General features: G+C 61.8%; 20 protein-coding genes. 6 read left to right on the forward strand and 14 right to left on the reverse strand.

Features of this window, described 5'->3' with window-relative positions; all coding sequences use genetic code 11:
• Positions 1 to 4 precede the first annotated feature (4 nt).
• Entirely contained in the window at positions 5 to 547 is a 543-nt protein-coding gene (locus ACILSL_RS21220; protein ID WP_395734068.1) for a YcxB family protein, read from the reverse strand.
• Between the two features lie 110 nt (positions 548 to 657).
• A complete protein-coding gene (locus ACILSL_RS21225; RefSeq protein WP_395734069.1) occupies positions 658 to 1,353 on the reverse strand; it encodes a succinylglutamate desuccinylase/aspartoacylase family protein in 696 nt (231 codons plus the stop codon).
• Positions 1,354 to 1,550: 197 nt separating this feature from the next.
• Between ACILSL_RS21225 and ACILSL_RS21230 the strand changes: the two genes are divergently transcribed.
• Positions 1,551 to 3,113 (forward strand): sialate O-acetylesterase, encoded by a 1,563-nt coding sequence (locus ACILSL_RS21230; RefSeq protein ID WP_395734070.1) that lies wholly within the window; start codon positions 1,551 to 1,553, stop codon positions 3,111 to 3,113.
• Positions 3,114 to 3,750: 637 nt separating this feature from the next.
• Here the strand turns inward: ACILSL_RS21230 and ACILSL_RS21235 are convergent.
• The 4 genes from ACILSL_RS21235 to ACILSL_RS21250 form a co-directional block, all read right to left on the reverse strand.
• The gene (locus ACILSL_RS21235; protein ID WP_395734071.1) at positions 3,751 to 4,632 is read right to left on the reverse strand and encodes a TerC family protein; all 882 of its coding nucleotides are present in this window, start codon (positions 4,630 to 4,632) and stop codon (positions 3,751 to 3,753) included.
• Between the two features lie 116 nt (positions 4,633 to 4,748).
• Positions 4,749 to 6,116 carry a tetratricopeptide repeat protein gene (locus tag ACILSL_RS21240; RefSeq protein WP_395734072.1) on the reverse strand — a complete coding sequence of 456 codons (1,368 nt, stop codon included), beginning with the start codon at positions 6,114 to 6,116 and terminating at the stop codon, positions 4,749 to 4,751.
• A gap of 44 nt (positions 6,117 to 6,160) precedes the next feature.
• Positions 6,161 to 6,322, reverse strand: a complete 162-nt coding sequence (locus tag ACILSL_RS21245) for a hypothetical protein (RefSeq protein WP_184339791.1) — start codon at positions 6,320 to 6,322, stop codon at positions 6,161 to 6,163.
• A gap of 81 nt (positions 6,323 to 6,403) precedes the next feature.
• The gene (locus tag ACILSL_RS21250; RefSeq protein WP_395734073.1) at positions 6,404 to 8,656 is read right to left on the reverse strand and encodes a heavy metal translocating P-type ATPase; all 2,253 of its coding nucleotides are present in this window, start codon (positions 8,654 to 8,656) and stop codon (positions 6,404 to 6,406) included.
• Between the two features lie 30 nt (positions 8,657 to 8,686).
• On the opposite strand from ACILSL_RS21250, the gene ACILSL_RS21255 reads away from it, so the two are divergent.
• Positions 8,687 to 9,331 carry a lysophospholipid acyltransferase family protein gene (locus ACILSL_RS21255; protein WP_395734074.1) on the forward strand — a complete coding sequence of 215 codons (645 nt, stop codon included), beginning with the start codon at positions 8,687 to 8,689 and terminating at the stop codon, positions 9,329 to 9,331.
• 98 nt (positions 9,332 to 9,429) lie between these two features.
• Here the strand turns inward: ACILSL_RS21255 and ACILSL_RS21260 are convergent, their stop codons facing one another.
• From ACILSL_RS21260 to ACILSL_RS21280, 5 genes are all read right to left on the reverse strand, one after another.
• Positions 9,430 to 9,738, reverse strand: coding sequence for a putative quorum-sensing-regulated virulence factor (locus ACILSL_RS21260; protein WP_395734075.1), 309 nt, complete (start codon positions 9,736 to 9,738; stop codon positions 9,430 to 9,432).
• A 51-nt stretch (positions 9,739 to 9,789) separates the two neighbouring features.
• Entirely contained in the window at positions 9,790 to 10,833 is a 1,044-nt protein-coding gene (locus tag ACILSL_RS21265; protein ID WP_395734076.1) for a 3-deoxy-7-phosphoheptulonate synthase, read from the reverse strand.
• 252 nt (positions 10,834 to 11,085) lie between these two features.
• The gene (locus ACILSL_RS21270; RefSeq protein WP_395734077.1) at positions 11,086 to 12,471 is read right to left on the reverse strand and encodes an APC family permease; all 1,386 of its coding nucleotides are present in this window, start codon (positions 12,469 to 12,471) and stop codon (positions 11,086 to 11,088) included.
• A 104-nt stretch (positions 12,472 to 12,575) separates the two neighbouring features.
• Positions 12,576 to 12,956, reverse strand: a complete 381-nt coding sequence (locus ACILSL_RS21275) for an Hsp20/alpha crystallin family protein (RefSeq protein ID WP_395734078.1) — start codon at positions 12,954 to 12,956, stop codon at positions 12,576 to 12,578.
• Positions 12,957 to 12,996: 40 nt separating this feature from the next.
• Complete coding sequence (locus ACILSL_RS21280; protein WP_395734079.1) at positions 12,997 to 13,434, reverse strand: Hsp20/alpha crystallin family protein; 438 nt, start codon at positions 13,432 to 13,434, stop codon at positions 12,997 to 12,999.
• Between the two features lie 290 nt (positions 13,435 to 13,724).
• Between ACILSL_RS21280 and ACILSL_RS21285 the strand changes: the two genes are divergently transcribed.
• The 4 genes from ACILSL_RS21285 (at position 13,725) to ACILSL_RS21300 (ending at position 24,857) form a co-directional block, all read left to right on the forward strand.
• Positions 13,725 to 16,943: a DUF1553 domain-containing protein gene (locus ACILSL_RS21285; RefSeq protein ID WP_395734080.1), complete on the forward strand. Its 3,219-nt coding sequence runs from the start codon at positions 13,725 to 13,727 to the stop codon at positions 16,941 to 16,943.
• Positions 16,944 to 17,529: 586 nt separating this feature from the next.
• Positions 17,530 to 19,734, forward strand: coding sequence for a copper-transporting P-type ATPase (locus ACILSL_RS21290; protein WP_395734081.1), 2,205 nt, complete (start codon positions 17,530 to 17,532; stop codon positions 19,732 to 19,734).
• Between the two features lie 155 nt (positions 19,735 to 19,889).
• Positions 19,890 to 23,585: a protein kinase domain-containing protein gene (locus ACILSL_RS21295; protein WP_395734082.1), complete on the forward strand. Its 3,696-nt coding sequence runs from the start codon at positions 19,890 to 19,892 to the stop codon at positions 23,583 to 23,585.
• Between the two features lie 321 nt (positions 23,586 to 23,906).
• On the forward strand, positions 23,907 to 24,857 hold the full coding sequence (locus tag ACILSL_RS21300; RefSeq protein ID WP_395730227.1) for an IS110 family transposase: 951 nt from the start codon (positions 23,907 to 23,909) through the stop codon (positions 24,855 to 24,857).
• Positions 24,858 to 25,156: 299 nt separating this feature from the next.
• Here ACILSL_RS21300 and ACILSL_RS21305 read toward each other — a convergent pair whose 3' ends face one another.
• The 3 genes from ACILSL_RS21305 to ACILSL_RS21315 form a co-directional block, all read right to left on the reverse strand.
• Positions 25,157 to 25,777 carry an ATP-binding cassette domain-containing protein gene (locus ACILSL_RS21305; RefSeq protein WP_395734083.1) on the reverse strand — a complete coding sequence of 207 codons (621 nt, stop codon included), beginning with the start codon at positions 25,775 to 25,777 and terminating at the stop codon, positions 25,157 to 25,159.
• Between the two features lie 75 nt (positions 25,778 to 25,852).
• On the reverse strand, positions 25,853 to 26,623 hold the full coding sequence (locus ACILSL_RS21310; protein ID WP_395734084.1) for an ATP-binding cassette domain-containing protein: 771 nt from the start codon (positions 26,621 to 26,623) through the stop codon (positions 25,853 to 25,855).
• Positions 26,595 to 26,675 carry a hypothetical protein gene (locus ACILSL_RS21315; protein ID WP_395734085.1) on the reverse strand — a complete coding sequence of 27 codons (81 nt, stop codon included), beginning with the start codon at positions 26,673 to 26,675 and terminating at the stop codon, positions 26,595 to 26,597. The genes ACILSL_RS21310 and ACILSL_RS21315 overlap by 29 nt, the downstream gene beginning before the upstream one ends.
• Positions 26,676 to 26,905 lie beyond the last annotated feature (230 nt).

Consider the following 26,905-nt stretch of genomic DNA (forward strand, 5'->3'; position numbering starts at 1 on the left):
CGTATCAGGCTGCTTGGAGTTTGGCTTTGGTGCCGAGTTTGTCTTGGACAATCGTGCGGATTGCTTGGAGGTCTGATGCTGTAGCTGCTGCCTTCGGGATGAAGTGCGCCCACCGAGTGGAGACATAGAGCAAGATAAACTCCTTCGTCTCGATTGCCTTGAGAAACGCATCCCACTTGAGGGTTGTATCGAACAAGCTTCCCTTAATGGTGTAGCCCTCGGGAGCGATTGTATAAGTCTGGATGCCGCCGACTGAGGGATTGCGGCGACGCATGCTTGAGATGTTAAGGCACTGTATCAAAGGAATGAAGACGAGCATAAACAGCAAGCCACCCACCAGAATGGCCCAAGTGGGCAATCCATAAACGCCCGGAACGAAGATATCCTCGCCGAGACAAAGCATCACGAGAACGAGCAGTAACGGAACGCCGACGAAAAAGCCCCATGCAATGTACGTGGTCGACAAACGGTTCACTATCGCACGGGTCGCGCGATAGTGGGTCCAAAAGCTGACAGTGGAAGAAAGGGTTATCGGCTGCGATTCCATGAGATACGTCTAGTGGTCTAATATGCCCGGTTGGGAACATTTGTCAGTTTTCTGCTGGCCCTCTCGCTGGGCTCAGAAATAACTTGTGAACCGGGCTAGGGCGAAGATCGCTACAAGTTCGCCGCATACGCCTGCAGCTCCCGATACTCCACCAAAATCCGCTTCACCGCCGCCACCGTCGCTTTCACCTGCGCATCCATCGGCGCCAGCGCAGGCGTCTCAAACACAATCTCCAGCGCATGCGGCCGCTGCTCCGGCGGAGCGCTGAGAATGCCAAGATAGCCTTCCTTGATGATGCCGCGTGAGGCCAGAAATCCATCAATCACATGCTGCTCGTTACGCGGCAAAAACTCCGCCGCAGCCTGCAGCGCAGGTTCCAGCAGATGCTCGCTCAGCAGCGCACCGCTGACGAAGCCATAGCAGCCGTCCGAGGTGTCATCCGAATGCAGCGAGATGATGCCATCATAGCGCTCACGGCGCAGCTCGGCTTCCAGGAAAACAACTTCGGGTTCGATGGAGCCGCACCAGAATTCCCGGTTCAGATCCAGCCCGCTGTGGCTGTGCCGGGTGCCCAGATGGCATCCCGTGGGATTGCACACGGGAAAGAAATGCAGCTCATAGTCATGCAGCTCCTCTGGCCTCTCCGCAGCCCAGCTGATGAGCTCATGCGTGGCCAGCGTGCCCGCTTCCTCATCCCCATGAATGCCGGCGAAGATGCCGATCTTGATGCCATGACCCGTCTTCACGGGCTTGCTGACACTCTTCGGGATGAAGCTGCCTGGTGCTGGGGAATCCGTTTCAATCATCAAGTCTTCGGGAAGGCCGCCACGCCGGGTGGCTGCTCTGAATCTGCAATTGGAATGGAAGAGCCATGCTTTCAAGTTCTGTCTTTGACTCTTCCTCCTGCACTGGGGAAAGCACGCTGCCCGCCCATCAAGGTGCGTTAAAAAATTTGCAAACCGCGCCGCTGGCTGCGTTTCTTTCTTCCAGTTTTTACCCATCCATGAGACTCCTCTCACTTACCACCCTCCTCGCCGCGCTGGCATGCACTGCCCGCGCTGAACTCAAACTCCCCGCCATCATTGGCGACAACATGGTCCTGCAGCAAAAGCAGACCAATCCCCTCTGGGGCTGGGATGCTCCCGGCACCGAAGTGACCGTGAAATTTGGCGATCAAACCAAGACCGCCAAGGCCGGTGCCGATGGCAAATGGACCGTGAAACTCGATCCCGTGCCTGCCAACGCGAAACCCGCGACGATTTCGATCAAAGGCACCACTTCCAAAGACCTTAAAAACGTGCTCGTCGGCGAGGTCTGGATCTGCTCCGGCCAGTCCAACATGCAGTGGAACGTCGGCTCCAGCTGGGATGCCGATCTGGAAATCGCCACCGCGAAGTACCCGAACATCCGCCTCATCACCGTGCCCAACGTGGGCACTCAGGAGCCTCAGCAGGACTTCAAAGGCGAGTGGAAAGAGTGCTCGCCTGCAACAGTCGGCGGTTTCAGCGCCATCGGCTTCTTCTATGGCCGCGTCCTCCACAACATGCTCGACGTGCCGGTGGGTCTGATCAACAACGCCTGGGGCGGCAGCGCTGCCGAAGCCTGGGTGAATCGCGGCGAACTCGAAAAAGATCCACGCTTCAAGCTGCTGATGGCCAACACAAAAAAGAATGAGGCCTTCCTCACTTCTCCTGCCGCGAAGACCAAGTATGACGCCGATCTCGCCAACTGGAAGAAGCAGGCGGATGAAGCCAAGAAAGCAGGCAAACCCTTCACCGTCCGCGCACCTGCGGCACCCGATGCCTGGCTGCGCGGCAACGCCCGCCCCGGCAACATCTACAACGGCGCCCTGCTGCCCACCATCGGCTACGGCATCAAAGGAGCCATCTGGTATCAGGGTGAATCCAACGCCGGACGTGCCTATGAATACGCCAGCCTCTTCCCCTTCATGATCCAGAACTGGCGCAACGAATGGAAGCAGGGAGATTTCCCCTTCTACTGGGTGCAGCTGGCTGATTTCATGGCCGAAAAATCCGACGCCGCGCAGGCCACCGCCAGCTCCTGGGCCGAACTGCGCGAAAGCCAGACGAAAACCCAGAACGCCATCAAAAACGGCGGCCAGGCCGTCATCATCGACCTCGGTGAAGCCAATGACATCCATCCGAAGAACAAGCGTGACGTCGCCGAACGCCTCGCCCGCTGGGCGCTCGTGAAGGACTACGGCATGAAGCTGCCCTATCGCAGCCCCGAGTTCAAAGCCGCCGAGTTCGCGGGAGACAAAGCCATCGTCACCCTCGACACCTTCGGCAGCAGCCTCCGCACGGTGGATGTCACGGAAGTGAAAGGTTTTGTGGTCTGCGGTGAAGACAAAAAGTGGACCTGGGCCGAGGCCAAAATCACCGGCAAGGACAAGCTCGAAGTCAGCGCCAAGGGCGTCGCAAAACCCGTGGCCGTCCGCTACGCCTGGTCCGACAATCCTGTCTGCAATCTCTACAGCATCGACGGCCTGCCAGTGACACCCTTCCGCAGCGACGACTTCGAGATGCTCACCAAGCCAAAGCCGTAACAGGCACGCTTCACCCGGCGCGAGGTAGGGAGGCTGGTCCTCCAGCCTCCGCCGAACGTCTCCACGCTCGCTTTCCGTAAATCAGGAACGGAACACGCTGTCACAGGATTCACCGAGTCCCCCGGCCTCACCGCCGGGGGATTTTCATATCACACACAGTTGAAAACGAGTCCTGAAGTTAAACCGCCCTGCGCGAGAAGAGGTGGGTATGATGACGTAGGACGGTCGTGGCGAAGCCCGCCCGTCTGTGAGCGTATGGCAACGCACCCCGGCGTGCGAACGTCCTCGCAGTCGGGCGGTTTGGCGCAGGGGACGGTAGTCGATGGACACGCGCTCGACGCCAAACACGACCGACCTTCGCCCTGAGCCCGCTGCGCCCAGCACACAGACCTGTTTTTGCCCAACCACTCCGCGGCTCACCAGCCCCAAAGGGGCTGCGTAATTTAGCCCTGGGTTCTGCCAGCCAGTACGGAAAGCAAACCCATCGCCTTCTTCGTGTGCCGCGCTCTCCAGCAGCGTCTCTCCGCCATTCCACCCAGCCGCGACTCCCTTCCCACCCCTGTTCCACATGAATCATGGGATGTTCAAGATTCCTTGGCCTGCAGGAATAAAGCCCCGTTTTCTATCGCCCGTGGTATTATTTTCGGGCAATGGCAGACCATGCCGCACGGAACGGCCAGGAGATCACCGCAAAGACAGCCCCGACCAGACCCGAAATCAATCGCGCAGGCAGCAGCAGCAGGCGCATCCCCGGGCGCAGCACGCCTTTGACCACGGCGTTTTTCTCATACGCCAGGTGCACCAGCATGATGCCGATGATGCCGGCGAATTTAACCGCCTTCGCAATGTGGTAGTGCCCGCCCGCCTCGCTGATGAGGCTGACGCCGCCGATTTCGACGACCTGTTTGACGACCTGGTCCCAAAAGAGTTCCAGCCCCAGCAGCAGGCCCACGAACCCCACCAGCAGAAACGCCGTGTGCTCCAGCCATGGCTGCCGTGCCAGCAGCTTGATGCAATAACCGGCCACCAGGCGCAGCGTGATGATGCCAAGCGTCACGCCAACATACACCAGCACCTTGCTGTCTCGTGCGAAGGCCACGGCGGCCACGACATTGTCAAAGCTCAGGCTCAGGTCGAGAAATGCGATCATCGCAATTGTTTTGGCAAAGCTGTGCTGCGCTGCCTTCACCGTCCCTTCCTCCTCACCTTCCTCCTGCTCCGCAAAATGGGCGCACATCAGCCAGACAAGATAAAGCGCACCCACCAGCATCAGCCAGTGGTTGTCCATGATGATGCTGGCGGTGAGCAACGCCACGATGCGAAAGCCATAGGCCCCGATGTAGCCGATGTTCATCGCCGTCTTGCGCTGCTTTTCATCCAGGTGGGAGGCCATCGCGGCGATCGCCAGCGCGTTGTCCACGGAGAGCAGCCCCTCGATCAGAATCAGGGCGAGCACGACGGGTGCACCGTCTTTAACTGTGGTCCAGACGTCAGTGGCGGCGAGAAATTCGAATATCATCAGCCTGCAAGATGGCGGACGTGCCCCCGCTTTCCAGTACCATTTGGGGGCAAACAAAAAACACCCCGTTTCGGAATGCGAAACGGGGTGTCAGCAGGGGAGACCTGAAAAATCGGTTACGAGTAGGAGGACTCCACCCGGTGTGCCACATCCCGGTAGCCGTAGTCGGTGTTGTAGATTTCCTTCAGCGCGTCCAGGCTGCCCGCCTTGTCGCCCATTTTTTCCAGCACATTGGCCAGTTCGTAGAGCACTTCTTTCTTGGTGGCGTCCATCACGAGCAGTTCTTTGGAGGCCTCCAGCAGGGAGGTTTTGGCCAGATCGTTCATGTTTTTGCGCTCAAAGCAGCGTCCCAGCATGAGGATCGCCTTGATGCGCATGTTGGGGTTCGACTTCGCCTGCTGCAACTCGGGCAGCGCCTCGCCGTACATGCCTGCGTTGAAGTAGGCCTGACCCAGTTCATATCGCAGCGCCTTGTCGGTCGGGTTGCGGTCCACCCGGGTCTTGGCCTCGCTGATCACCACACTGGCACGCTGGCGGCGGATTTCGGCCAGTTGCGCGCGTTTGTCATCAATGTCGGGCGCATCCGGATCGTTTTCGATCTCGCGCTCATAATCCGCGATCTTCTGTTCCTGCACCTTGTCGCGCAGGATTTCCACCTTGCGCTGCAGCGCCACGTCACCCGCGTTCAGAGTGAGGGCGTAATCGTAGAACATCAGCGCCGTGTCGAGCTGGCCCAGGCGCTCGTAGAGATCCGACATGCGTTTGACGATGACGATGTTCCCCTGGTCCGCGTTGTATTGCTCGATGGTTTCCGCAAGAAACTGCTCCATCTGCTCCTGCGTCATGCCCTGGCGGCTGAGCATTTCCAGCTTGGCGGCCTCGCCGGAATCCTTCATCGCATCCTTGAAGTTGGCGGAGCCCCAGCCCTGGTTCTTGATGGAACTTTGCGCTGCGGCGTTCTTTTCCCCCTGCATGGCCTCCATGTCACGCGGATTGACCTTCAAAATCGCATTGTAGGTGGACGCCGCTTTTTCCGGCTGCTGGTTGGACATGTAGAACTGCGCCAGCTTGTGCATGTTCTTGGTGTTCTCAGGATGGCCCGCACGGATGGTCTCCAGCGCAAAGGCCGCCAGGTCCGGGAACTGCATCTTCACCGCGATGTCAAAAAGCTGCTCGTTCGCGTTCAGGTTGAAGGGATCCTTGCGGAACACGTTTTCCTCCATGTCGGCGATGGTCTCCACCGGGTCTTTTTTGGAGCTGGGCTTGAGGCCGCCCAGGCCAAAGCTGAACTTCTTGGCACCGCCATTGACTTCACCCTCGGCGCTCCGCAGCATTTTGCGCCCGTCCAGAAATCCGACGTTGGCCGTCACGATGGGCAGCACCTGGTCGATGACGTATTCCCAATTTTTCCGTTCGGCGGAGATGAGGGCTTTTTTCCAAAGGGCTTGATACTTGGGGTCGAGTTCTGCTTCCTGAACGATCATAATGCTGGGGGTTCTTGACGTGTTTGAATGTAAGTGGGCGGCGGCTATTTCTTCCCGCCGCCAAACCATGCGGCGATGCCACGCAGCTCCGCTCCCGTTCCTTCCGTCAGGCCCTTCATGCTGAATCCGTGCTCAAAGAGCACCATCCAGACAAAAGTGGCGACGAGGAAAGCGAGGGTCCAGAGGACTTTGGAGAGAATGCGCATGCCAGAATATTGAATACTCTATGAAGAAAAGGGGGGAATCGTCCAGCACGGAGTTACGCAGACGAAAAATGGCAGGCGGCTTCATTCCTTCTCAAACAACAGCCGCAGACTGTTCAAACACACCACCACCGTGCTGCCCTCATGGGTCAAAACACCCAGCGTGAGGGGCACGATGCCAAACAAGGACGCCACCGCCATCACGATCACACTGCCCAGGGAAATGATCAGATTCTGCTGAATGATGCGCCGCGCTCGCTGGCTGATGCGCCGTGCCGAGAGCAGTTTTTCGATTTTGTCCTGCATCAGCACCACGTCGCTCTGCTCCAGCGCGGCGTCGCTGCCTCGCGCCCCCATCGCCACGGACACGTAGGCTGCCGCCAGGCTCGGCGCGTCGTTCACGCCATCCCCGATCATCGCCACCTTGTGGCCGGCCAGCGTCAGTTCGCGGATCGCGGCCACCTTGTCCTCCGGGTGCAATCCGGCGCGCACTTCGGCGATGCCGAGTTTCTCCCCCACCTCGATCGCCGCCGCACGGCGGTCTCCCGTCAGCATGATCGTGCGCACCCCTTCGGCGGCCAGTTTTTCCATCACCACCCGGCTGCCGGCCCGGATCTCATCCTTCAGCAGCACCCGTCCCACGATCTGCTCATGCACCACCCAGACCTCGCTGAAGCCCAGCGGTGCGTCCGGCACCCCCGCCAGCACATCCCCCAGGGCGCTGTCTTTGACGAGCTCCCTCCGCCCCACATAGCTCAGCCCTGCGGCGGTACGTCCTCGCAGCCCCTGGCCGGTGATCGACTGAAACTCCGCCAGTTTCTCCACCACGATGCCCTGCGCCTCGGCATATTGCGTGACCGCACGCGCGATGGGATGATTCGAATTCGCCTCCAGGCTCGCGGCGATCCGCAGCACGTCCTGCTCCCGGCCGGCGGGAAAGCTTTCGATCTTCGTCACCTTCAGCTCGCCCTCCGTCAGCGTCCCCGTCTTGTCCATGGCGATGACGTTCACCTCGGCCAGCTTTTCAATCGCAGCACCACCCCGGAACAGCACGCCGCGCCGCGCACCCCAGGCGATCGCCGCCAGAATCGCCGAAGGAATCGAAAGCACCAGCGCGCAGGGGCTCATCACCACCAGCAGTGTCATGGCGCGGTAAAACGATGACTTCGATGCCGTGGTGTTTTCCAGCGGCGGAATGCCAAAGCCCAGCCACCACACGAAAAACATCAGCGCCACCACCCCCAGCGTGAGCAGGGTGTAGCGCGTGCCAAAGCGGTCCGTGAACCGCTGGCTCGGCGCGCGCAGATGCTGCGCGGTCTGGATCATCGTGATGATTTTCGCCAGCGCGCTCTGCGTGGCCGGGCGGTCCACGCGCACCTGCACCAGCCCCCATTGGTTCAAGGTGCCGCCGTAGATGGGCGCACCCTTCTCCTTCGCAATCGGCACCGCTTCGCCCGTCAGCGTCGATTCATCCGCAGCCGTCGTTCCCTCAATGACCGTGCCATCCACCGCGAAAAGCTCATCCGGCTTCACCACGATCACATCGCCCACCTGCAGCGTCTGCACGCCACGGTCAGCCGTCGTCCCATCCGGTTGCAGCACATGCGCAAATTTGGGGGCCGCCTTCGTCAGCGCATTGATCTCCCGGTGCGTGCGGAACATCACAAAATGCTCCAGCGCACCCGAGGTCGAAAACAGGAACAGCAGCAGCGCGCCCTCCTCCCATGCACCGATCGACACCGCACCCGTGGCCACCGCCAGCATCAGGAAATGCACATCGAGCCGCCGTTCACGCAGGTTTTCCCAGGCGTCCTTCGCCGCGTCCCATCCGCCGGAAATCAGCGAGATGGCGAACAAGCTTTTCGGCAGCCAGGCTGGTGCGGAAAAGAAACGTTCGGTGAGGTAGCCCGCCACCAGCGTCACGGCACACAGCCCCGCCTGCAGCGCCAGCACGCGCCACTCATTGTCGCTCTCCTGCTCCAGCTCATCCGGCTCCGGCCACGCAAAGTCGCGCCATTTCCAGAACTTTGGTGCCGTCGGGCAGGACGGTTTTTCGATGACATAGGCGCCGTCCGCCTTCTGCTGCACATCCAGCATCCCGCTGCTCGGCGGCACCTGCCCGTTTTGCTTCAGCCACCGGGCGTCCACCGCCCGCAGCACCTCGGAGAGCTTCGCCTGCAGCAGTTCCCCGTCCACCCGCCCCAGGGTGGCCATCTCGACTCGTTTCGACTCTGGATTCAACCGGATCGACTCGATGGCGGGCTCCTCCATCAGGAACTCGGCCAGCGCTGTCATCCAGGTGGATGAGTCAGGAGGTGTGGGGGTGGAATTCAACATGCGGGTGAAAGTGAATCACTACGAACAAGCATGCCGCGTGACAACATCTACTTCTTCGCACATCATCTGCACATGATTCGCAGTCTCATTGCCGGAACGCTGCGTGTGTTCTCCGGTTCCGTCGCCCGCTGGCAGGGTTGCGCGCCGGAGTTGGTTCAGCGGGTTTACTTCGCCAATCACACCAGCAATCTCGACGGTCCCGTGCTCTGGGCCTCGCTGCCACCACCCGTGCGTGCGGTCACCCGCATGGTCGGTGCCAGAGACTACTGGTCGGTCGGCCGCGTGCGTCCCTTCCTGGCCTGCCACGTGTTCAATGCCGTTCTCATCGAGCGCAAAAAACCCACCCCCGAGGCCAATCCCCTCATCGAAATGGTACAGGCCATGGGAGACCGCCACTCCCTCATCCTCTTTCCCGAAGGCGGCCGCCAGAACGCCCCAGAGCCTCAGCCCTTCAAGCCCGGCCTCTTCCACCTCGCCAAAAAGCGCCCCGACGTGCAGCTCGTTCCCGTGTGGATGGAGAACCTCAATCGCATCCTCCCCAAAGGCGAAATCCTCCCCGTCCCCGTTCTTGGCAGCGTCACCTTTGGCGAGTCCATCCGGCTGGAAGAAGACGAATCAAAAGTGGATTTCCTCGTCCGCGCCCGCGAGGCAGTGCTGAAACTGCGGCAGCAGTAATTTCGTGGATGCCAAAAGCCTGCGCCAGCTCCACAACCCACCTCGCAGCACCCCCCGGCTTCTGGAGCGCTCGATGACCGCCCCCGCTTGGCGTTCACTCACTCCTCAAACTTCCACACCTTCCGCTTCGCCGGCTTGAGGTCCGTGCGCCCATGCTTCTTCCGGAACACATCAAACACGATGTCGGACCCATCCGCCTTCATCTGGTGCACCATCTGCAGCAGCGCCTCCAGCCGCCCCTTCGGAAACCCCGCCTTGTTCGCAAACCACCCCAGATACTCTGCCGGGATGTCATAGATCGGCACCCCGTTCGGCGGAAAATGCTGCGGCCCATATTTCCCAAACGGCATGCACGTCCGCCCGATCTCCTCAAAATCGGCGCGCATCCGTGCAGCTAGGTCGTCCATGTCCAGACGATACGCTTGCCTGGGAATGACGAAACCAGAATTCAGCCTCCCTCACTTCAGCCCCGCATGCGCCTCTCGCAGCAGCGTCTCCGTCATCTCCCAGTCAATGCACGCATCCGTGATCGACTGCCCGCGCACCAGCTTGTCCAGCGGCTGCGGAAACTTCTGGTTCCCGCCCACCAGGTTGCTCTCCAGCATCGCGCCAATGATGGCCTTCTGCCCCGCCACACGCTGCCTCACGATTTCCCGAAACACATCCGGCATCCGGCGGTGGTCCTTCGCGCAGTTCCCATGGCTCGCGTCGATCATGATCGCTGCCTTGAGCTTCGCGGACTCCAGCCCGTCGATCGTCTCCCGCACATCATCCGCCCCATAGTTTGGGCCGTCTTCACCGCCACGCAAAATGATGTGGCAGTCCGGGTTCCCGCTCGTCGTCACCGCAGAGGCCACGCCATCCTCGCTCACCCCCAGAAACGTCTGCGGCTGCATCGCCGCCTTGATCGCATTGATCGCCGGCGTGATGTGCCCAAACGTCCCGTTCTTGAATCCCAGCGGCATCGACAAACCCGACGCCATCTGCCGGTGCGTCTGCGATTCCGTCGTGCGCGCGCCGATCGCGCTCCAGCTGATCAAATCCGCAATGTACTGCGGCGTGATCGGGTCCAGCAGCTCCGTCGCCGTCGGCATGCCGAGATCCAGCACATCGCGCAGAATCTTCCGCGCCAGCCGCAGTCCCGCCGGGATGTCACAGCTCCCATCCAGATGCGGGTCCATGATCAGCCCCTTCCAGCCCACCGTCGTGCGCGGCTTTTCAAAATACACCCGCATCACCAGGCAAAGCCGGTCCTTCAGTTCCTCCGCCAGCGCCGCCAGCTTCCGTGCATACTCCAGCCCCGCCTCGGGATCATGAATTGAGCACGGCCCCAGCACGACGAGAAAGCGCGAATCACGGCCAAACAGAATGTCTCGAATTTCCTGCCGTGATTTCGCCATGAAGGCGGTTTGCGCGTCAGTCGGCGCGATCTCGCTCATCAGGCTGCGCGGTGACGGCAGCGGAACGTTGGAGGCGATGTGAAGGTTGGCAGTCTGGCTCATGATGGGGGCCGCTTCATAACACCATGAAGCCCGCTCCTCACCCAATTTCGCACCGCAAAAGCTCATCACCCATGGCACCTTTCCCGCCTTCAGCCCTGAAGGGGCTGTGTAATGCAGCCCAGGGCCGCCGAGCCTAAGCGAGGCCGCCCTGGGTTTTCGCAGCAACGCCGGGAAGCAAAGCCATCGCTCCGCCACACCCCGCGTCCACCAAGAGCCCCGCCACACGCTTGCCGCGAGACCTCCCTCTCGCCCTCAATCTTCCTGCACCACCGGATTCTTCGGCTTCAGCACCGCGTACAGCACCACGCTGATCACTATGATCCCTCCCGCGATCAGCGGCGCGATGTGCATGGAGGCGTCAGGACTTGTGATCGCGCTGTGAATTCGGGTGAAGATCAGCGAGGCACAGGTCAGCGCACCGAGCACCGGCACGAACATGGGTGGCTCAAATCCCCCCTTGGGTTCTCCCGGGCGGCGCTTCAGCACCACCAGCGCGATGTTCACCACGGTAAAGACCGCCAGCAGCAGCAGCACCGTGGATTCGGCCATTTGTTTCACACCGCCGCTCAGGATCAGCACAGACACGATGCCAAAGAGCACAAACACCGCCACATGCGGCGTGTGCCGCTTCGGATGGACGCGCCCCAGCACCGCAGGCAGCAGCCCCTGCCGACTCATGCCATAAAGCAGGCGCGAACCCATGATGTAGTTCAGCAGCGCCGTGTTGCCGATCGCGAAAATCGTGATGCCCAGGTACAGCTTGTCGATGCCTCCCAGCCAGGGCGCGGCCCGATGCGCCACATCCATCAGCGGCGTTTTGCTTGCGGCCAGTTCACGCCATGGCACCACCGAAACCGCCGTGATCGCCACCGCCATGTAAATGAGCGTCGCCAAAATCATCGCGCCGATCAGGCCAAACGGCACGTTCTTCCGCGGATTTTTGACCTCCTCGCTCACATTCAGAATGTCCTCAAAGCCGATGAAGGAGAAAAACGTCAGCACCGCCCCCTGCATCACCAGCGCCAGCGTGATGCCGGAGCCTGCCCCGCCAGCCACCGTGTCTTTGGCCGTTTCCAGATAGTTCACGCCGCCCCAGTATCGGGCACCCACGGCGATGATAAACAGCAGGCCCGAAGCTTCCACCACCGTGCAGAGCACATTCAGCCACATGCTCTCACGCAGGCCGCGGTAAATCACACACCCCACCAGAAACACGATCCCGATGGCCACCAGCTTGATGTCCAGCGCAAACCCAAATGCCTTCTCCAGCTGCTCCGCAATCGCCTGCGATCCAGTCGCCATGCTGGTGAGCCCGCTCATCATCACCGCAATGCCCACCACGTAGCTCAGCAGCGGTTTGCGCAGGCCATGCTGCGTCACATAGGACGCTCCCCCGGCTCTTGCATAACGGCTGCCCACACACGCATAAGACAGCCCCGTGAGCATCGCGGCGATCATTGCCGCCAAAAACGCCAGCCACACCGCATTCCCCAGCGAGTCCGCCGCTCGTCCGATCAGCGCATAAATGCCCGCCCCCAGCATGGACCCCAGCCCATAAAACATCACCTGCCAGCCACCGATGGTTTGCTGCAGTGTGGGCGGGGAGTCAGTCTTCGTAGAAAGCGCGGCGGGTTCCATCCCTGCTACTAGCCGAGATCATGCCGCGCTGGAAGATAAAAAACAGCCGCCCCCATCGCGTCTTTGAGCGATGAGGGCGGCGCAGGGGGGCACACACAGATCAGTTACAGCACCGGAATCTGGCGCGGCTTCGCCACTTCCTTGAGCGGCAGGCGCAGCGTCAGCACGCCGTCTTCCAGCTTCGCCGTCATCTGGTCCTCGCTCACGGGTGCGTTGAGACGCAGTCGGAGCAGGTAGCTGAGCGGCGACAGCTCGCGATGAAGCGCCTTCATGCCTTCCGGCACGGTCGTGCTGCGTTCGCCGCGCACCGTGAGGATGTTTTCCTCAAGGTCCAGCTTCACGTTGCTCTTCGGCACGCCGGGCAGTTCGACGCGTATTTCAAACGCTTCGGCGTTGCCATTGACGTTGTAGAGCGGCTTGCGCAGGGATTCAGTGACGCCGGAGGTGGCCGGAGCGTTGGAGCGGGGGGAGCAGGTAGTGTTCATGATTTGTTAAGAATGGATTTTTGGATGGGGGTTGATCAGATCAGTTCAGGGTGATGGTGCGCGGCTTGCTGCGTTCCTGCTTCGGCAGCGTCACCGTCAGGATGCCGTCTTCCAGCTTCGCGACGATGGCTTCAGCGTTGACGATTTCTGGCACGGACACCGAGCGGGTGAGGCTGTAGGAACTTTCCTTCTCGCCGTCCTTCTCACGCTTTTCAGCAGAGACGGTCAGCATGCCGTTGTTCAGTTCGATTTTGACATCCTCTTTCTTCACGCCCGGCACTTCAAAGCTGGCGAAGTAGTTGTCTTTGTCTTCATGCACATCCACGGCCAGCTTGTCACCGGTCACACCGGGGAAAACCTCGCCGAGGTTGTTGATGAAGCTGCTCAAGGATGGCAGTCCGGCCAGTGGATGGCGGAACCATTCATCGAAGTCGGAGACGCGGTTGAGGCTGAAGGGGTTGGTTCGGATGAGTTTCATAGCTTGAGTGGTTTGGTTTGAGTTTTTGGTCGGAAGATTTTTTCCGCTTCATACTCCTGCATCACCTGTGCCAGACGCTCATAAATCTATTTATGTCATTGAAATTCAATGATATGTGAGAATCTCCCATGCCGCCTCCCGTCCTCAAGGTGTGCCAAAAAAGGCACGTCCTGTCTCTTCAGTGAGACATTTTTGCCACTTCACGCCAGCTCTCACCATGACAGTCCAGAATGGCGCTTATTTGGACCGTTCATGCACTTTGGCCACTCAGCGCACCGTTCCCATGCGCCATGAGTTTTTCTCTCGGGAAAACTCATGTCCGCTTGGGCCGGCATGCAGAGGTGGAATTCATCCTCGGCTCCCTCTGCATCTCTGCTCCCGCCCCTCCAGATCCCGAAAGTCCGCCCGCCTCGTCTCGTTCATACACCAGCATGCTCCGCCTCGTTTTCATCACGCTGCTCATCACAGTCACTGCCCACGCCGCAGGCACCGACTTCGCCCGCGATGTCTACCCCGTCCTCCAGCGTGCCTGCTTCGAATGCCACGGCCCCGAAAAACACAAGGCCGACCTCCGCCTCGACACCGCCTCTCCGCAACACCTCAAAATCGGCCCCGACATCCTCCGCCGCATCGCCCTGCCCAAGGAAGACAAGGACGCCATGCCCAAACGCGGCGACCGCCTCACCGCCGCCGAAATCGACCATCTCCGCGATTGGATCAAAGCCGGAGCCCGCTGGCCCGCTAAACTCGAAACCCGCCAGCACTGGAGCTACATCCCGCCCCAGCGCCCCGCTCTTCCCACCGTCAAAAACCAGGCATGGCCGCAAAACGAAATAGACCGCTTCATCCTCGCCAAACTCGAAGCCTGCAACCTCGCCCCCTCTCCCGCCGCCCCCCCTGAAATCCTCATCCGCCGCCTCTCCCTCGACCTCACCGGCCTCCCTCCCACCCCCGCCGAAGTCGATTCCTTCGTCAACGAATGCCGCTCCGGTTCGTCATTCGTCATTCAGCATTCGTCATTGGAAAAGCTCGTGGATCGCCTCCTCGCCTCGAACCAGTTCGGCGTCCGCTGGGCTCGCCCCTGGCTCGATCTCGCCCGCTACGCCGACTCCCACGGCTTCCAGCGCGATGACCTCCGCGAAGTCTGGGCCTGGCGCGACTGGGTGGTGAACGCGCTCAATGCCAACATGCCCTTCGATCAGTTCACCCTCGAACAAATTGCCGGCGACTTGCTGCCCAACGCCACGCCCGATCAAATCATCGCCACCGGCTTCCACCGCTGCACCCCCACCAATGTCGAAGCCGGTACCGAGCCCGAAGAAAGCCGCATCAATCAGGTCATTGACCGCGTCAACACCACCGGGGCCGTCTGGCTCGGTACCACGCTCGAATGCGCCCAGTGCCACAATCACAAATACGATCCCTTCAGCCAGCGCGACTACTACTCACTCCTCGCCTACTACAACAACACCGAGAAAGAAGCAGAGCGCACCAGTCCCACCACCCCCGGCTCCATTCAGTTCCAAGGCTCGCCCTTTAAAATCAGCGACCCCAGTGGCGAGGCACAGCGCCAGCAGCTCGCCGCCCAGATGCAGACGCTGAATGCTCAGATCGCCGCTTATCAAAAGCAGGCCACCGGCAAACCCTCCGGCAACAGCGTCTCCTCAAACGCCCTCAAATCCCTCAGGCCCACCGCCTTCATCACCGAGAGCGATGCCGAGTCCGAACTCCAGCCCGACGGCAGCGTTCTTCTCACCGGCCCCGTCCCCGACAAAGACACCTACATCTTCGAGACCGACCTCAGTGCTGGTGAGCTCAGCGGCCTCATGCTTGAAGCCCTCACCCACACCTCCATCCCCGGCGATGGGCCGGGAAGGGGAGGAGTCAATCGCCCCAATTTCGTCCTCCACTCCTTCGACTGCACCCTCACCACGCCCGATGGCAAAACGCAGCCGCTGACCTTCAAGACCGCCTACGCCGACTACTCGCAGAAAGGTTACGATGTCACCAGCCTCGTCACCAAGACCGGCAAATCCGCCTGGGCCATCGGCCAGCGCTTCCACGAACCTCACTGGGCCGCCTTTGAACTCCAGCAGCCCATGACCATCTCTCCCGGCACCAAGCTCAGCATCCGCATGGCCCAGAATTTCGGCAACGGCCTCGTCATCGGCTGCCTGCGCATCTCCAGCATCGCCGGCAGTGTCGCCGCCTGCCTCCCCGAAGTGGCGGATCCCGCGCCCGTCGCTCAAACGGGGCGCAAAGGCAAAGCCTCACCCGCACCGCTTTCCAAAGACCCCGGACTCGCCACGCTCGAAAAGCAGAAGGCCGCCCTGCAAAAGCAGATCACCGCCCTCGCCCCCACCACCACCGAGGTCATGCGCGAGCTGCCCCAGCCGCGCATGAGCGCCATTTTCAAACGCGGTGTTTACACTGATCCCGCCGACCCCGTCACCGCCGCAGTCCCCGCTGTCTTCAACACCTCACTCAAGGGCCCGCCGAATCGCATCACTCTCGCCAGATGGCTCGTCAGTCGCGACAACCCCCTCGTCGCCCGCGTCACCGTCAACCGCTGGTGGGCCGAGCTGATGGGGCAGGGGATCGTCTCCTCCCTCGAAGACTTCGGCATCAAAGGCGCGCCTCCTTCCCATCCCGAACTCCTCGACTGGCTCGCCACCGAGTTCATCGACCACCACTGGGACATGAAGCACCTCCTCAAGAAAATCGTCCTCAGCGCCACCTACCAGCAAAGCAGCTCCATCCACGCCTTGGCCACGCAGCCGCCCTCTCAGGAAATCATAAATCATAAATCAAAAATCATAAATCCTCCCTCTCTCAACCCCGCCATCTCTCTCGATCCCCAAAACACCCTCCTCTGGCACTCGCCTCGCTTCCGCCTCGATGCCGAAGCCATCCGTGACAACGCCCTCGCCGTCTCCGGCCTCCTCAATCTCAAGCAGGGCGGCACGCCCATTCGCCCACCCCAGCCCGAGGGCCTCTGGAAGAAAGTCGGCGGCCAGCAGTACAACTACGTCGTCAGTCCCGGAGCCGAGCAGTACCGCCGTGGCCTCTATGTCGTCCTCAAGCGCGGCTCGCCCTATCCCAGCTTCATGAATTTTGACGCCAGCGCCCGCATGGCCTGCGTCGTGCGCCGCTCCCGCAGCAACACCCCGCTCCAAGCCCTCACCCTGCTCAACGATCCCGTTTACGTGGAGGCCACCCGGGCCTTCGCCAAACGCATCGTCGCCGAATCGCCCGCCACCGACCTCGACTCCCGCCTCCAGCACGCCTTCCGCCTCGCTCTCGCGCGCGCACCGAAACCTCGGGAACTCAGCGTCCTCAAAGTCCTCTGGGAAACCCAGTTCGCATCCGCCAAAGCCGACCCCAAAGCCACCCAGGAACTCAGCGCCGGCGTGGAACTGCCCAAAACTCTCCCCCCCGCCGAATTCGCCGCTTGGTACGCCGTCGCCAGCACCATCCTCAATCTCGACGAGTGCATCACCAAAGGCTGACGCTCACCTCGTAGGTTGGATGTGTTTGGCGTCCAGGTCAGTCCCGTGCTCCATCGCCTCTTCGCCAAACCATCCGACCACCAGCGCGTTCGTATGTCCTCATGCAGTCGCGTGTCGAAAGCCCGTCCACCGCGGCCCACGCTCCTCCACCCATTCGGCGTTTTGCAAAACGGGTTTTCCGAACTGCTCCAGGGCTGGTAGGGACGCGTTGCGCGCGTCCCACTTTTCGGGTCTGCTCCACTCGCAGGCGATCCAAAAGGTGCGCCGTCCTTGCAGCCCTCGCCAGCACGATGCCCGCGGGATGGAAAAGGACGCTGCGCTAGTGGAGCGCTCGGAGTGATGCGAAACGCAGCGGCAAGAGACAGCGCTGGGACGAAAAAATTCCAGCGTCGCCAAACAGCGGCTCCCTCTCCCCGCCCCTGGCAGACCTGCTACAAAATGTCCTTCGGGGAGAGGGGTGGGGTGAGGGGCGGCTCACAGTCTTCAAAAGGACCTGTCGCCCAGCCCTCGTTGCCGGGCCATGGCACACCTTTCGCCAAGAATAGTCTGGCGATGGCGTTGTTTGTGGGGCTACCTTGTCACTGCGATGCTTCCCAACGCACCTACACCCTGCCCGCACTGCTCCTCGCACGCGGCGCCGCCTGCCGTCGCTGTGAAGGAAAGCCTGCCACCCGCCGCCTACATCTGCCCGATGTGCGAAGGCGTCCGTTCCGACAAGCCTGGCGCCTGCCCGATCTGTGGCATGGCTCTGGAAAAAAATCCGCTCGCCCAACGCAACGAGCCCGAATGCTGCGGCGACGGCGGTGACGATGAAGTCAACGATCTCTGGCGGCGCGTCCGCTGGAGCGCCGCCATGACCGCCCCGGTGGTCCTCCTTGCCATGGGCATGGACCTGCCGCTCATCCGCGACATCCCCCACGAAGCCTCCGGTTGGATGCAGTTCGTCTGGGCCACTCCCGTCGTCTTCTGGGTCGGCTGGCCTCTGCTCGTGCGTTTTGCCAGTTCACTGCGCACCCTGCGCTTCAACATGTTCACGCTCATCGGCCTCGGCGTCCTCGCCGCATGGCTCTACAGCACCGTCGCACTTGCGGCTCCGAACATGCTTCCTCACGCTGCTACCCACGGCGGCATGGTGCTCTACTTTGAAAGCGCCGCCGTCATCACCGTCCTCGTGCTGATCGGCCAGCTCCTCGAGCTCCGCGCCCGCAGCGCCACCGGCTCCGCCATTCGCGCCTTGATGAATCTCGCGCCCAAAACCGCGCTGCTCATTCGCGATGGCCAGGAAATCGAAACCCCCGTCGATGAAATCCAAATCGGCGACATCCTCCGTCTCAAACCCGGCTCACGCATCCCCGTGGATGGCATCCTCACCGAAGGCAGCTCCACCGTGGATGAGTCCATGCTCACCGGCGAATCCATGCCGCAGAAAAAAGAAGCCGGCGCATCAGTCACCGGCGGCACCGTGAATGGCAGCGGCACCTTCCTCATGCGTGCCGACCGCGTCGGCGCGAATACCATGCTCAGTCAGATCGTGGAAATGACCGCCAAGGCCCAGGCCAGCCGCGCCCCAGTGCAGCGCCTGGCAGATCGCGTCTCTGCCTGGTTCGTGCCCGCCGTCGTCGGCGTCGCCGTCCTCACTTTCCTGCTCTGGTGGCAGTTCGGTCCTCAGCCCTCCTTCGCCTTTGCCGTCGTCAATGCCGTCGCGGTCCTCATCATCGCCTGCCCCTGCGCACTCGGTCTCGCCACGCCCATGGCCGTCACCGTCGGCCTCGGTCGCGGCGCTCAGCTCGGCGTCCTCATCAAAAACGCCGAAACCCTCGAACGCCTGCACGCCATCGACATCGTCATGCTCGACAAAACCGGTACCCTCACCGAGGGCAAACCGTCCGTCACCGAAGTCTTCCCACTCCCCGGCTTCTCCGCCCACGATCTCCTCGCCTGCGCCGCCGCCGTCGAATCCATGAGCGAGCACCCCCTTGCCACAGCGATTGTAAACGCCGCCAAAGAGCGCAGCATCCCCATCGCCGCCGTCACCGATTTCCAGTCAGTCACCGGCGGCGGCGTGCTTGGAAAAGTCGGTGAAAACGAAGTCTTCATCGGCCACGAGGCCTTCTTGAAAAAGAACGGCGTCGTCATCACCGCCGAATGCCACGCTCACTCGGTCAAAATGCAGGAGGAAGGCTGCACCGTCGTCGTCGTGGTGCTCAACGACAAGCCCCTCGGACTCATCGCCATCAAAGACAAAATCAAAGAGTCCGCGCCAGCGGCCATTGCAGTGTTGCACGCGCTCGGTCTGAAGCTCCAGATGATCACCGGAGACGCGCTCGCCACCGCGCAGCGCGTCGCCAAAGATCTCAGCATCGACGAAGTCGCCGCCGAAGTCTCGCCCAAGGAGAAACTCCTTCACGTCTATCAGGCACGCGGCAAAGACCGCCACGTCGCCTTCGCCGGAGACGGCATCAATGACGCTCCCGCACTTGCCGCCGCCGATGTCGGCATTGCCATGGGCTCCGGCACCGAAGTCGCCATTCAAAGCGCCGCCGTCACCCTCGTGAAGGGAGACCTCCGCGCCCTCCATCAGGCCTTCGCCCTCAGCCGCGCCACGATGAAGATCATCCGTCAGAATCTGCTGTTCGCTTTTTTATACAACGGCCTCGGCATCCCCCTCGCCGCCGGCATTCTCTATCCCTTCACCGGCTGGCTGCTCAATCCCATGATCGCCAGTGTCGCCATGTCCTTGAGCAGCGTGTCAGTGATTCTCAACAGCCTGCGCCTGCGGCAGTTCAAGTGAGAATAACTGTTTTAGTTTTCTGCCTTGCTGGTATCACAAGGCTTGCCCGTATCGTCGTTCTCTGAAACAGTACCTCCGTATTTCCTCTCCACCCCGTGAACCCTGATCCGGCCCAGCCTGCTCCCCCCTCTTCCTCAAACGAGGATGCCAAGTTCATGCCCCCCGCTGAGGCACCGACAGGAATGATCACTCTCGGTCCGGAGGACGTGACCATCGCGATCCCCAATCTCAAGCCAGTGACCCCGCCGGTCACGCCCAAGCCTCACGCTCCCGAGCCTCCCACCGGCAATATAACCCTGGGCCCCGAGGACCAGACCATCGCCATCCCCAATCCCAGCCGCAGCCTGCCTGCGGCCACCATGGGGAGCGGATCGAATCCAAAGTTTTCACCCCCTCTGGACACCGGCAACATCACGCTCGGCCCCGAGGACCAGACGATTGCCATTCACACCGGCAAGCCGGGTACGCTGCCCGGTGCCGCCACGCTTCCAGGCGCGTCCACCATGCCCAGCCACGGCGGCCTCCCTGCCGCCACCGCCGGTTCCATGGCCTCCATGGGCAGCACCTCCAGACCGCGCTCCCACATGGAGTCCCTCACCGGCAACGACGGCTGGATCGGCGATCGCTACCGCCTCCTCGACAAACTGGGCGAAGGCGGCTTCGGCGTCGTTTATCGCGCCGAGCAGGTGAAGCCCATCCACCGCATCGTCGCCATCAAGATCGTCAAGGCCGGCGTCACCTCCTCAGACATCCTCGGCCGCTTCGCCATCGAGCAGCGCACGCTCGCCATCATGGAGCATCCCAACATCGCCCGCATTCTCGATGCCGGCGAAACGGACATCGGCGCGCCCTTCTTCGTCATGGAGATGGTCAAAGGCCGCTCCATCACCAGCTACTGCAAGCAAAACGACCTCGATCTCCGCCAGCGCCTCGCCCTCTTCATCCCCGTCTGCCGCGCCGTCAATCACGCCCACCAGAAGGGCATCATCCACCGCGACATCAAGCCCGGCAACATCATGGTCATGGACGAAGCCGGCAAGGCCGTCCCCAAGGTCATCGACTTCGGCATCGCCAAGGTCCTCGAAGGCGAAGGCTCCGGCCACACCATCGCCACCGGCGTCGATCAGCTCGTCGGCACCCCCGGCTACATCAGCCCGGAGCAGATCGAAAACGGCAGTTCCCATGTCGATACCCGCTCAGATGTCTATGCCCTCGGCGGCGTCTTCTTTGAACTCGTTTGCGGCCGCGCTCTCATCACCCCTTCAGACATCGCCGCCAAGCCCATCCACGTCCTGCTGCGCGATCTCGCCGAAAAAGATCCCCCCAAGCCCTCCTCCATCGAGCCCTCCGTCCAGGGAGACCTCGACTGGATCGCCCTCAAGGCCCTCGAGCGCGACCCCAACCGCCGCTACGGCAGCGCCGACGATCTCGCAGACGACATCACCCGCTACCTCAGCTTCCAGCCCATCACCGCACGTCCGCCCAGCAGAAGCTACCTCATCACCAAGTTCGTCCGCCGTCATCGTGTCGGCGTCGCCGCCGCCATCGCCATCTCCCTCGCAGTCCTCATCGGCGGCATCACCAGCACCGCGATGTACTTCAAGGCGGAGCGCAACCGCATCGAAGCCGAACTCGGTCGCGAAAACCTCAAAAAATCCTTCAGCCGTTCCGACGAGCAGATGGCCCGTCAGTTCAACGAGCGCGGTCAGTACAACGAGGCCGTCGCCTATCTCACGCGCTCGCTGCGCACCGATCCCACGAACGAACTCTCCTCCACCAATCTCCTCTCGCTCCTGGCCAACGTGCACCTCATTCGTCCGGACACCGCACCGCTCGCGCTCCCCGAAGGCACCGTGGAGGCCGCCAAGGTCGCCGTCAGTCGTGAGACAAACAAAGTCGTCGCCGCCTCCTTCATCAAGCCCAAAGCCGTCCCCGGCCAGCCCCCCGTCACTGCCCCCCGCCGCGAGATCATCTCCATCTGGGACATGAAAACCGGGGAGCGCACCGATCACCCCGTCCCCCCCGGCATGGAGATCACCTGCCTCGATGTCACCCCGGACGGCCAGCAGGTCATCGTCGCTCGTGATGACGGCAACGTCGAGCTCTGGACCCTCAAAGACGGCAAGCGTCGCACCCTCCAGCCCCGCCTCCCCGTTCTCGTCACCTGCATCGCCTTCTCTGGCAATGGCACCAAGCTCCTCGCCGGCAGCGAAGCCGATGCCGCCGGCATGGGTTCTATCCACCTCTGGGACCTCCGCCAGCCGCAGGCCCCCGCCGTCGTCATGAAGCAAAAAGGCGCCGTCAGCGAGATCGCCGTGGACAACGACGGCGTCTTCGCCGCCTCCATTTTCAGCGGCAGTCTCATCGACCCCTCCGGCCCCGACGGTGCCGCCACCACCTGGGACCTCCGCCTCGGCCAGCCCGTCGGCGATCCCATCGAGGTGGACAAAGGCCTCCTCCACGTCGCCATCGAGCCCGTGCACGAGCTCATCGCCCTCGGCATGAACAAAGGCGAAGTCTTCGTCGGCAATTTCCGCAATGGCGGAGAGGTCATCCCTCCCCTCATGCACCCCTCCTCCGTCACCTCCCTCGCCTTCAGCGCCGATGGCCAGTCCGTCGTCGTCGGCGACGGCGGCGGCTACGTCCACATCTGGAATCTCAGCGACGGCCAGCTCCGCTTCCCCACCCGCAAGCATGACGGCGAAATCATCAAAGCCATGCCCGCCACGGACACCAGCCTCATCACCACCGTCTCCAGGCATGGCGATGTCAGCGTCTTCGACATCCAAACCGGTGCCCACTTCTCCTCCCACATCGACCACGTCGTCAAGGACGCCAAATTCACCCGCGACGGCTCCCTCCTCGTCCTCGCCCCCGGCGGCGTTCCCTTCGTCCAGGCCTGGGATGTCCACGAGCGCATGTCCGGCCGCAAATTCGTCGACATCCTCGACAAAAATCTGATCACCCGCATCAAAGGCCCGGACAATTCCCCCGATCAGCTCCGCTACTCCAAAGCCGGCGGCACCAACCGCAAAAAGTCCATGTACGCCGCCGCAGACCCGGACGGCACCGTCTTCATCTACGACGCCAAAACCCTCAAGCCCATCGGCAAGCCCTTCCGTCATCCCCCCGCCGTCGGCGCCGTCACCCTCACTCAGGACGAAAAATTCCTCATCACCTCCGGTCGCGATCGCGCCGTCCGCGTCTGGGACATCGCCACCCGCCAGAACATCGTCACCATGCAGCACCATTCCTATGTCCCGGTGCTCGCCCTCAGCCCTGACGATCAGCGCCTCGTCACCGTCACCGATGAAGGCGAGCTCCGCGTCTGGCAGCTCCGCACCGGGGACCCCCTCACCCCCGCCATCCGCGATACCCCGCGCAGCAGCGCAGACGAAGAAGGCATCGTCGTCGCCCGCGTCTCAGATGACGGCAGCAGCGTCCTCTTCCGCGTCTCCGGCCACGGCTTCTTCAGCGCCGCCATGCCCCCCAAAGCCACCACCTTGCCCGAGTGGTTCCTCAAGCTCGCCGAAGGCCTCGCCCGCCTCCATCTCAGCCCCTCAGGCCACATGGAAGACCTCTCGCTGGACGACTACGAAGCCGCCGTCGCCGCCATCCCCAAAATCCCCGCCAAAGGCGAAGAAACCGCCCACACCTGGGCCCGCTGGCTCCTCGCCACCGCCTCCACCCGCCCCCTCTCCCCCTTCGAAAAACAGTCCTTCGACGACTACCTCGCCTCCCTCAAGCAGCAGGGCTCCCCCGCCGCCGCCCGCGAGCTCCTCCGCTTCCGCCCCAAAGACCGCGACGCCGCCGACCGCGCCAAACTCCTCATCCCCTCCCTGCCGAAATAAAGCAGCCAGTCGCAAAGTAGCCCAGTTGCGCCGCAGCCAGCCAGTACGACAGGCACTCTTGTATGAGTGGAGTTGTCCTGATTCTGGGCTGAGATTGAACTCAAGCTTGGAACTCAGACTGGGTGGTGACGGCCAACCAGCCTGAGCGCGTGTGGGACAGACCGGAGGCACTCTTGATCCTTTGAGATCGTCAGGCAGCCAGTCGCTCACACGCCAGGACAAGCTCGAACTCGAACAGTTGACTGAGCCTGCCACAGGCCATGCCTGCAGCGGAAGCTCGCATCACAAGGAAGAAGTCGAACACTCAAACTCATCCTATCCATGAACACCCATTCTACCTCTGCTGCTGAGGTTGTCCATGTTGGCGTCGATGTCTGCGCCGAATGGCTCGACATCCACGGCATTCCAAGCAAAAAGAAGGCCTTCAGGCTGGCCAACACCACCGCCGGCCACCGCAAGCTCATCGCCATGCTGCCGCCTGGCGAACACGTCATCCTTGAGGCCACCGGCGGCTACGAGCAGGCCCTTTGGCTGGCCCTGCTGCGCGCAGGCAAAGCCGTAAGCAAGCTCAACTCCGCCCGCGTGCGCCACTTCGCCAAGGCCAGCATGAAGCTGGCGAAGACCGATGCCATCGACGCCGCCGTGCTCGCCGCCTTCGGTGCCGCGCTCAAGCCGCAGCCCGACACCCTGCCTCCTGACTGGGAGCTCGAACTCTCCAGCCTGGTCGGCCGCCGCGAGCAGCTGGTCACCGCACGCGCCATCCAGAAGACCCAGCTTTTGCAGCTGAGCCACCCGCAGATCATCACGCAGGCCAAGGTCCTGATTAAAGCTTTGAGCAGGCAGATCGCGCAGCTCGACAAGCTCATCAAGACCGCACTGGACCATCAGGACGCACGGGAGAAGGCCGCGCGGCTCCAGCAGATGAACGGCATTGCCCAGGTGGCCGCAGCCACTCTGATGGCCGAGCTGCCCGAACTCGGCAGCCTCGACGACTCGCGCATCGCCTCCCTCGCAGGTCTCGCCCCGCATCCCTATGACAGCGGGCCGATGCGCGGCCAGCGCCACATCCAGGGCGGACGCAAAAAGGTGCGACGAGTTCTCTACATGGCCGCAGTGCGTTGCGTGAGCATCAACCCCATCCTCAAAACCTTTTATCAGGGGCTGCTCAAACGCGGCAAGCCCTTCAAAGTCGCCATCACCGCAGTCATGCGCAAAATGCTCTGCGTCCTCAATCGCTTGATCGCCGATCCAAAATTCCAGCTTGCCAACTGACACAGTTGCTGCCTGTCGGTCAGCGTCCCCGCCACCTCCCACACCAGCCGTCCTACCCACCCCAAAGAAAGGAAGTTCATCCGGTTCCCGCCTTTTTTGCTCCCCCTCCTTGCGGCCACCTCATCCCCACCGCCGCTCCCTTACTCCACGACCTCCCAAACCCAGCGCCCGTCGTGCAGTCCCGCCTATAGGCGGTTCCGGTCGAATAGAATCTTTTTTGCGCCTCTTTGCGGCCACCTCAGCCGCCTTCAGGCGGCTCAGTCATCCGTCATTCGGACTTACTCATTCGTCATTCTTAGCTACCCCGCAATCACCGCCGCCCGCGCATTCTCCTCCGCCCCCGTCTTCTGCAGGTAGTAGTCATAGTCCCCTGAGTACGCCTGCACCTTCCCCTCGGTAATGTGCAGCACCTTCGTCGCCAGAGATCGGATAAAGTGCACGTCATGGCTGATGAACACCAGCGTCCCCTCAAACTTCTGCAGCGCCAGGATCAGCCCCTCGATCGCCCAGATGTCCAGATGCGTCGTCGGCTCGTCCATCAGCAGCAGGTTCGGCGGATCCACCAGAAACTTCACCAAGTTCACCCGGCTCTTCTCACCACCGCTCAGCACCCGGCACTTCTTGTGCACATCCTCACGCTTAAACAGGAACGATCCCAGGATGCTCCGCGCCTCATCCTCACGCAGCTCCGGCGCCACACGCTTCAGCTCCTCCAGCACACTGCAGTCCGGGTCCAAAGTGTCCGCCCGGTGCTGGGAGAAATACCCCAGCTTCACATTCGTCCCCAGCCTCCGCTCACCCTTCTGAAACGGCACGTCGCCCGCCAGAATCTCGATCAGCGTGCTCTTGCCCGCTCCGTTCGGCCCCACCAGCACCGTCCGCTCACCGCGCTCCACCTCCAGGTCCAGGCCCTTGTACACCTGCTTCGTCCCATATGCCTGGTGGATGTCCGTCAGCGCAATCAGCCGCTGACCGCTCCGCTGCGGCTGCGAAGGTCAAGCGGAAACCACTTTCGCAACGACACGCGGCCTTAACTTCTCCATCTTCGCCAGCTGCTTCTCACGGCTCTGCGCCTGAGATGCCTTCGGCCTCCTGCGACGGAACCGGTCAATAAAGTCCTGGATCTGCTCGATCTCCTTCTGCTGGTTCTTGTACGCCTGCATCGCCCGCTCGTAGTTCTCCTCCCGCTGCTTCGGGTAGTCACTGTAGTTCCCCTGGTACGAAAGCAGCTTGCTCTCCTCGATCTCATACACCTGCTGCACCAGCTCATCCATGAAGTCACGGTCATACGAGATGATCAGCAGCGGCCCCGGATAGTTTTTCAGGTAATTCCGGAACCACATCAGCGATAGCAGGTCCAGGTGGTTCGTCGGCTCATCCAGCAGCAGCAGATCCGGTTCCATCACCAGCAGCCGCGTCATATGCGCACGCATCACCCAGCCACCGCTGAATTCCCGCGCCGGTCTGGAAAAATCCTCCTCCTTGTAGCCCAGTCCCTTCAGAATGCGCTTCGCCTTCGCCTCCGTCTGCGGGTCCTGCAGCGCATCATGCTTCGCATGCGCCTCGAAATACTCCGGGCTCGAAACATCCCCCGCCGCCTCAAACGCGCTCAGCGCCTTCTCCAGCGCCTCAATTTCCCCCGCCTTCCCGGTCGCCACTTCCAGCACCGTCTCATCCCCCACCGGCTCGCTTTCCTGCGGCAGGAATCCCACCGTCGTCCACTCATCCCGGATCACCTCACCGGAGTCCGGCGTATCCGTCTTCAATCAGCGAAAACAGCATCGATTTCCCCGACCCATTCGGCCCCACCAGCGCCACCCGCTCCCCTCAGTTGATGGTCATCGAGGCCGCGCTAAACAGCGTCCGGGCATTAAAAGTCTTGGTAACGTCGCGAAGGTAAGCGCGCTTGAAAAAGAGGGAAGGGGGAGCGAATCAGCTACCCCACCCCACGCCACTTGCAAGGCCAAGCATGCCCCAGTCCCGTTCCGTACTGGGAGCGCCGATTTTTAATCGGCTCTGGCCTGCCACCCCGCCACACCCCCCACTTC

Origin of the sequence: Prosthecobacter sp., from assembly GCF_044222345.1 — a bacterium.
Lineage (GTDB): Bacteria > Verrucomicrobiota > Verrucomicrobiia > Verrucomicrobiales > Verrucomicrobiaceae > Prosthecobacter.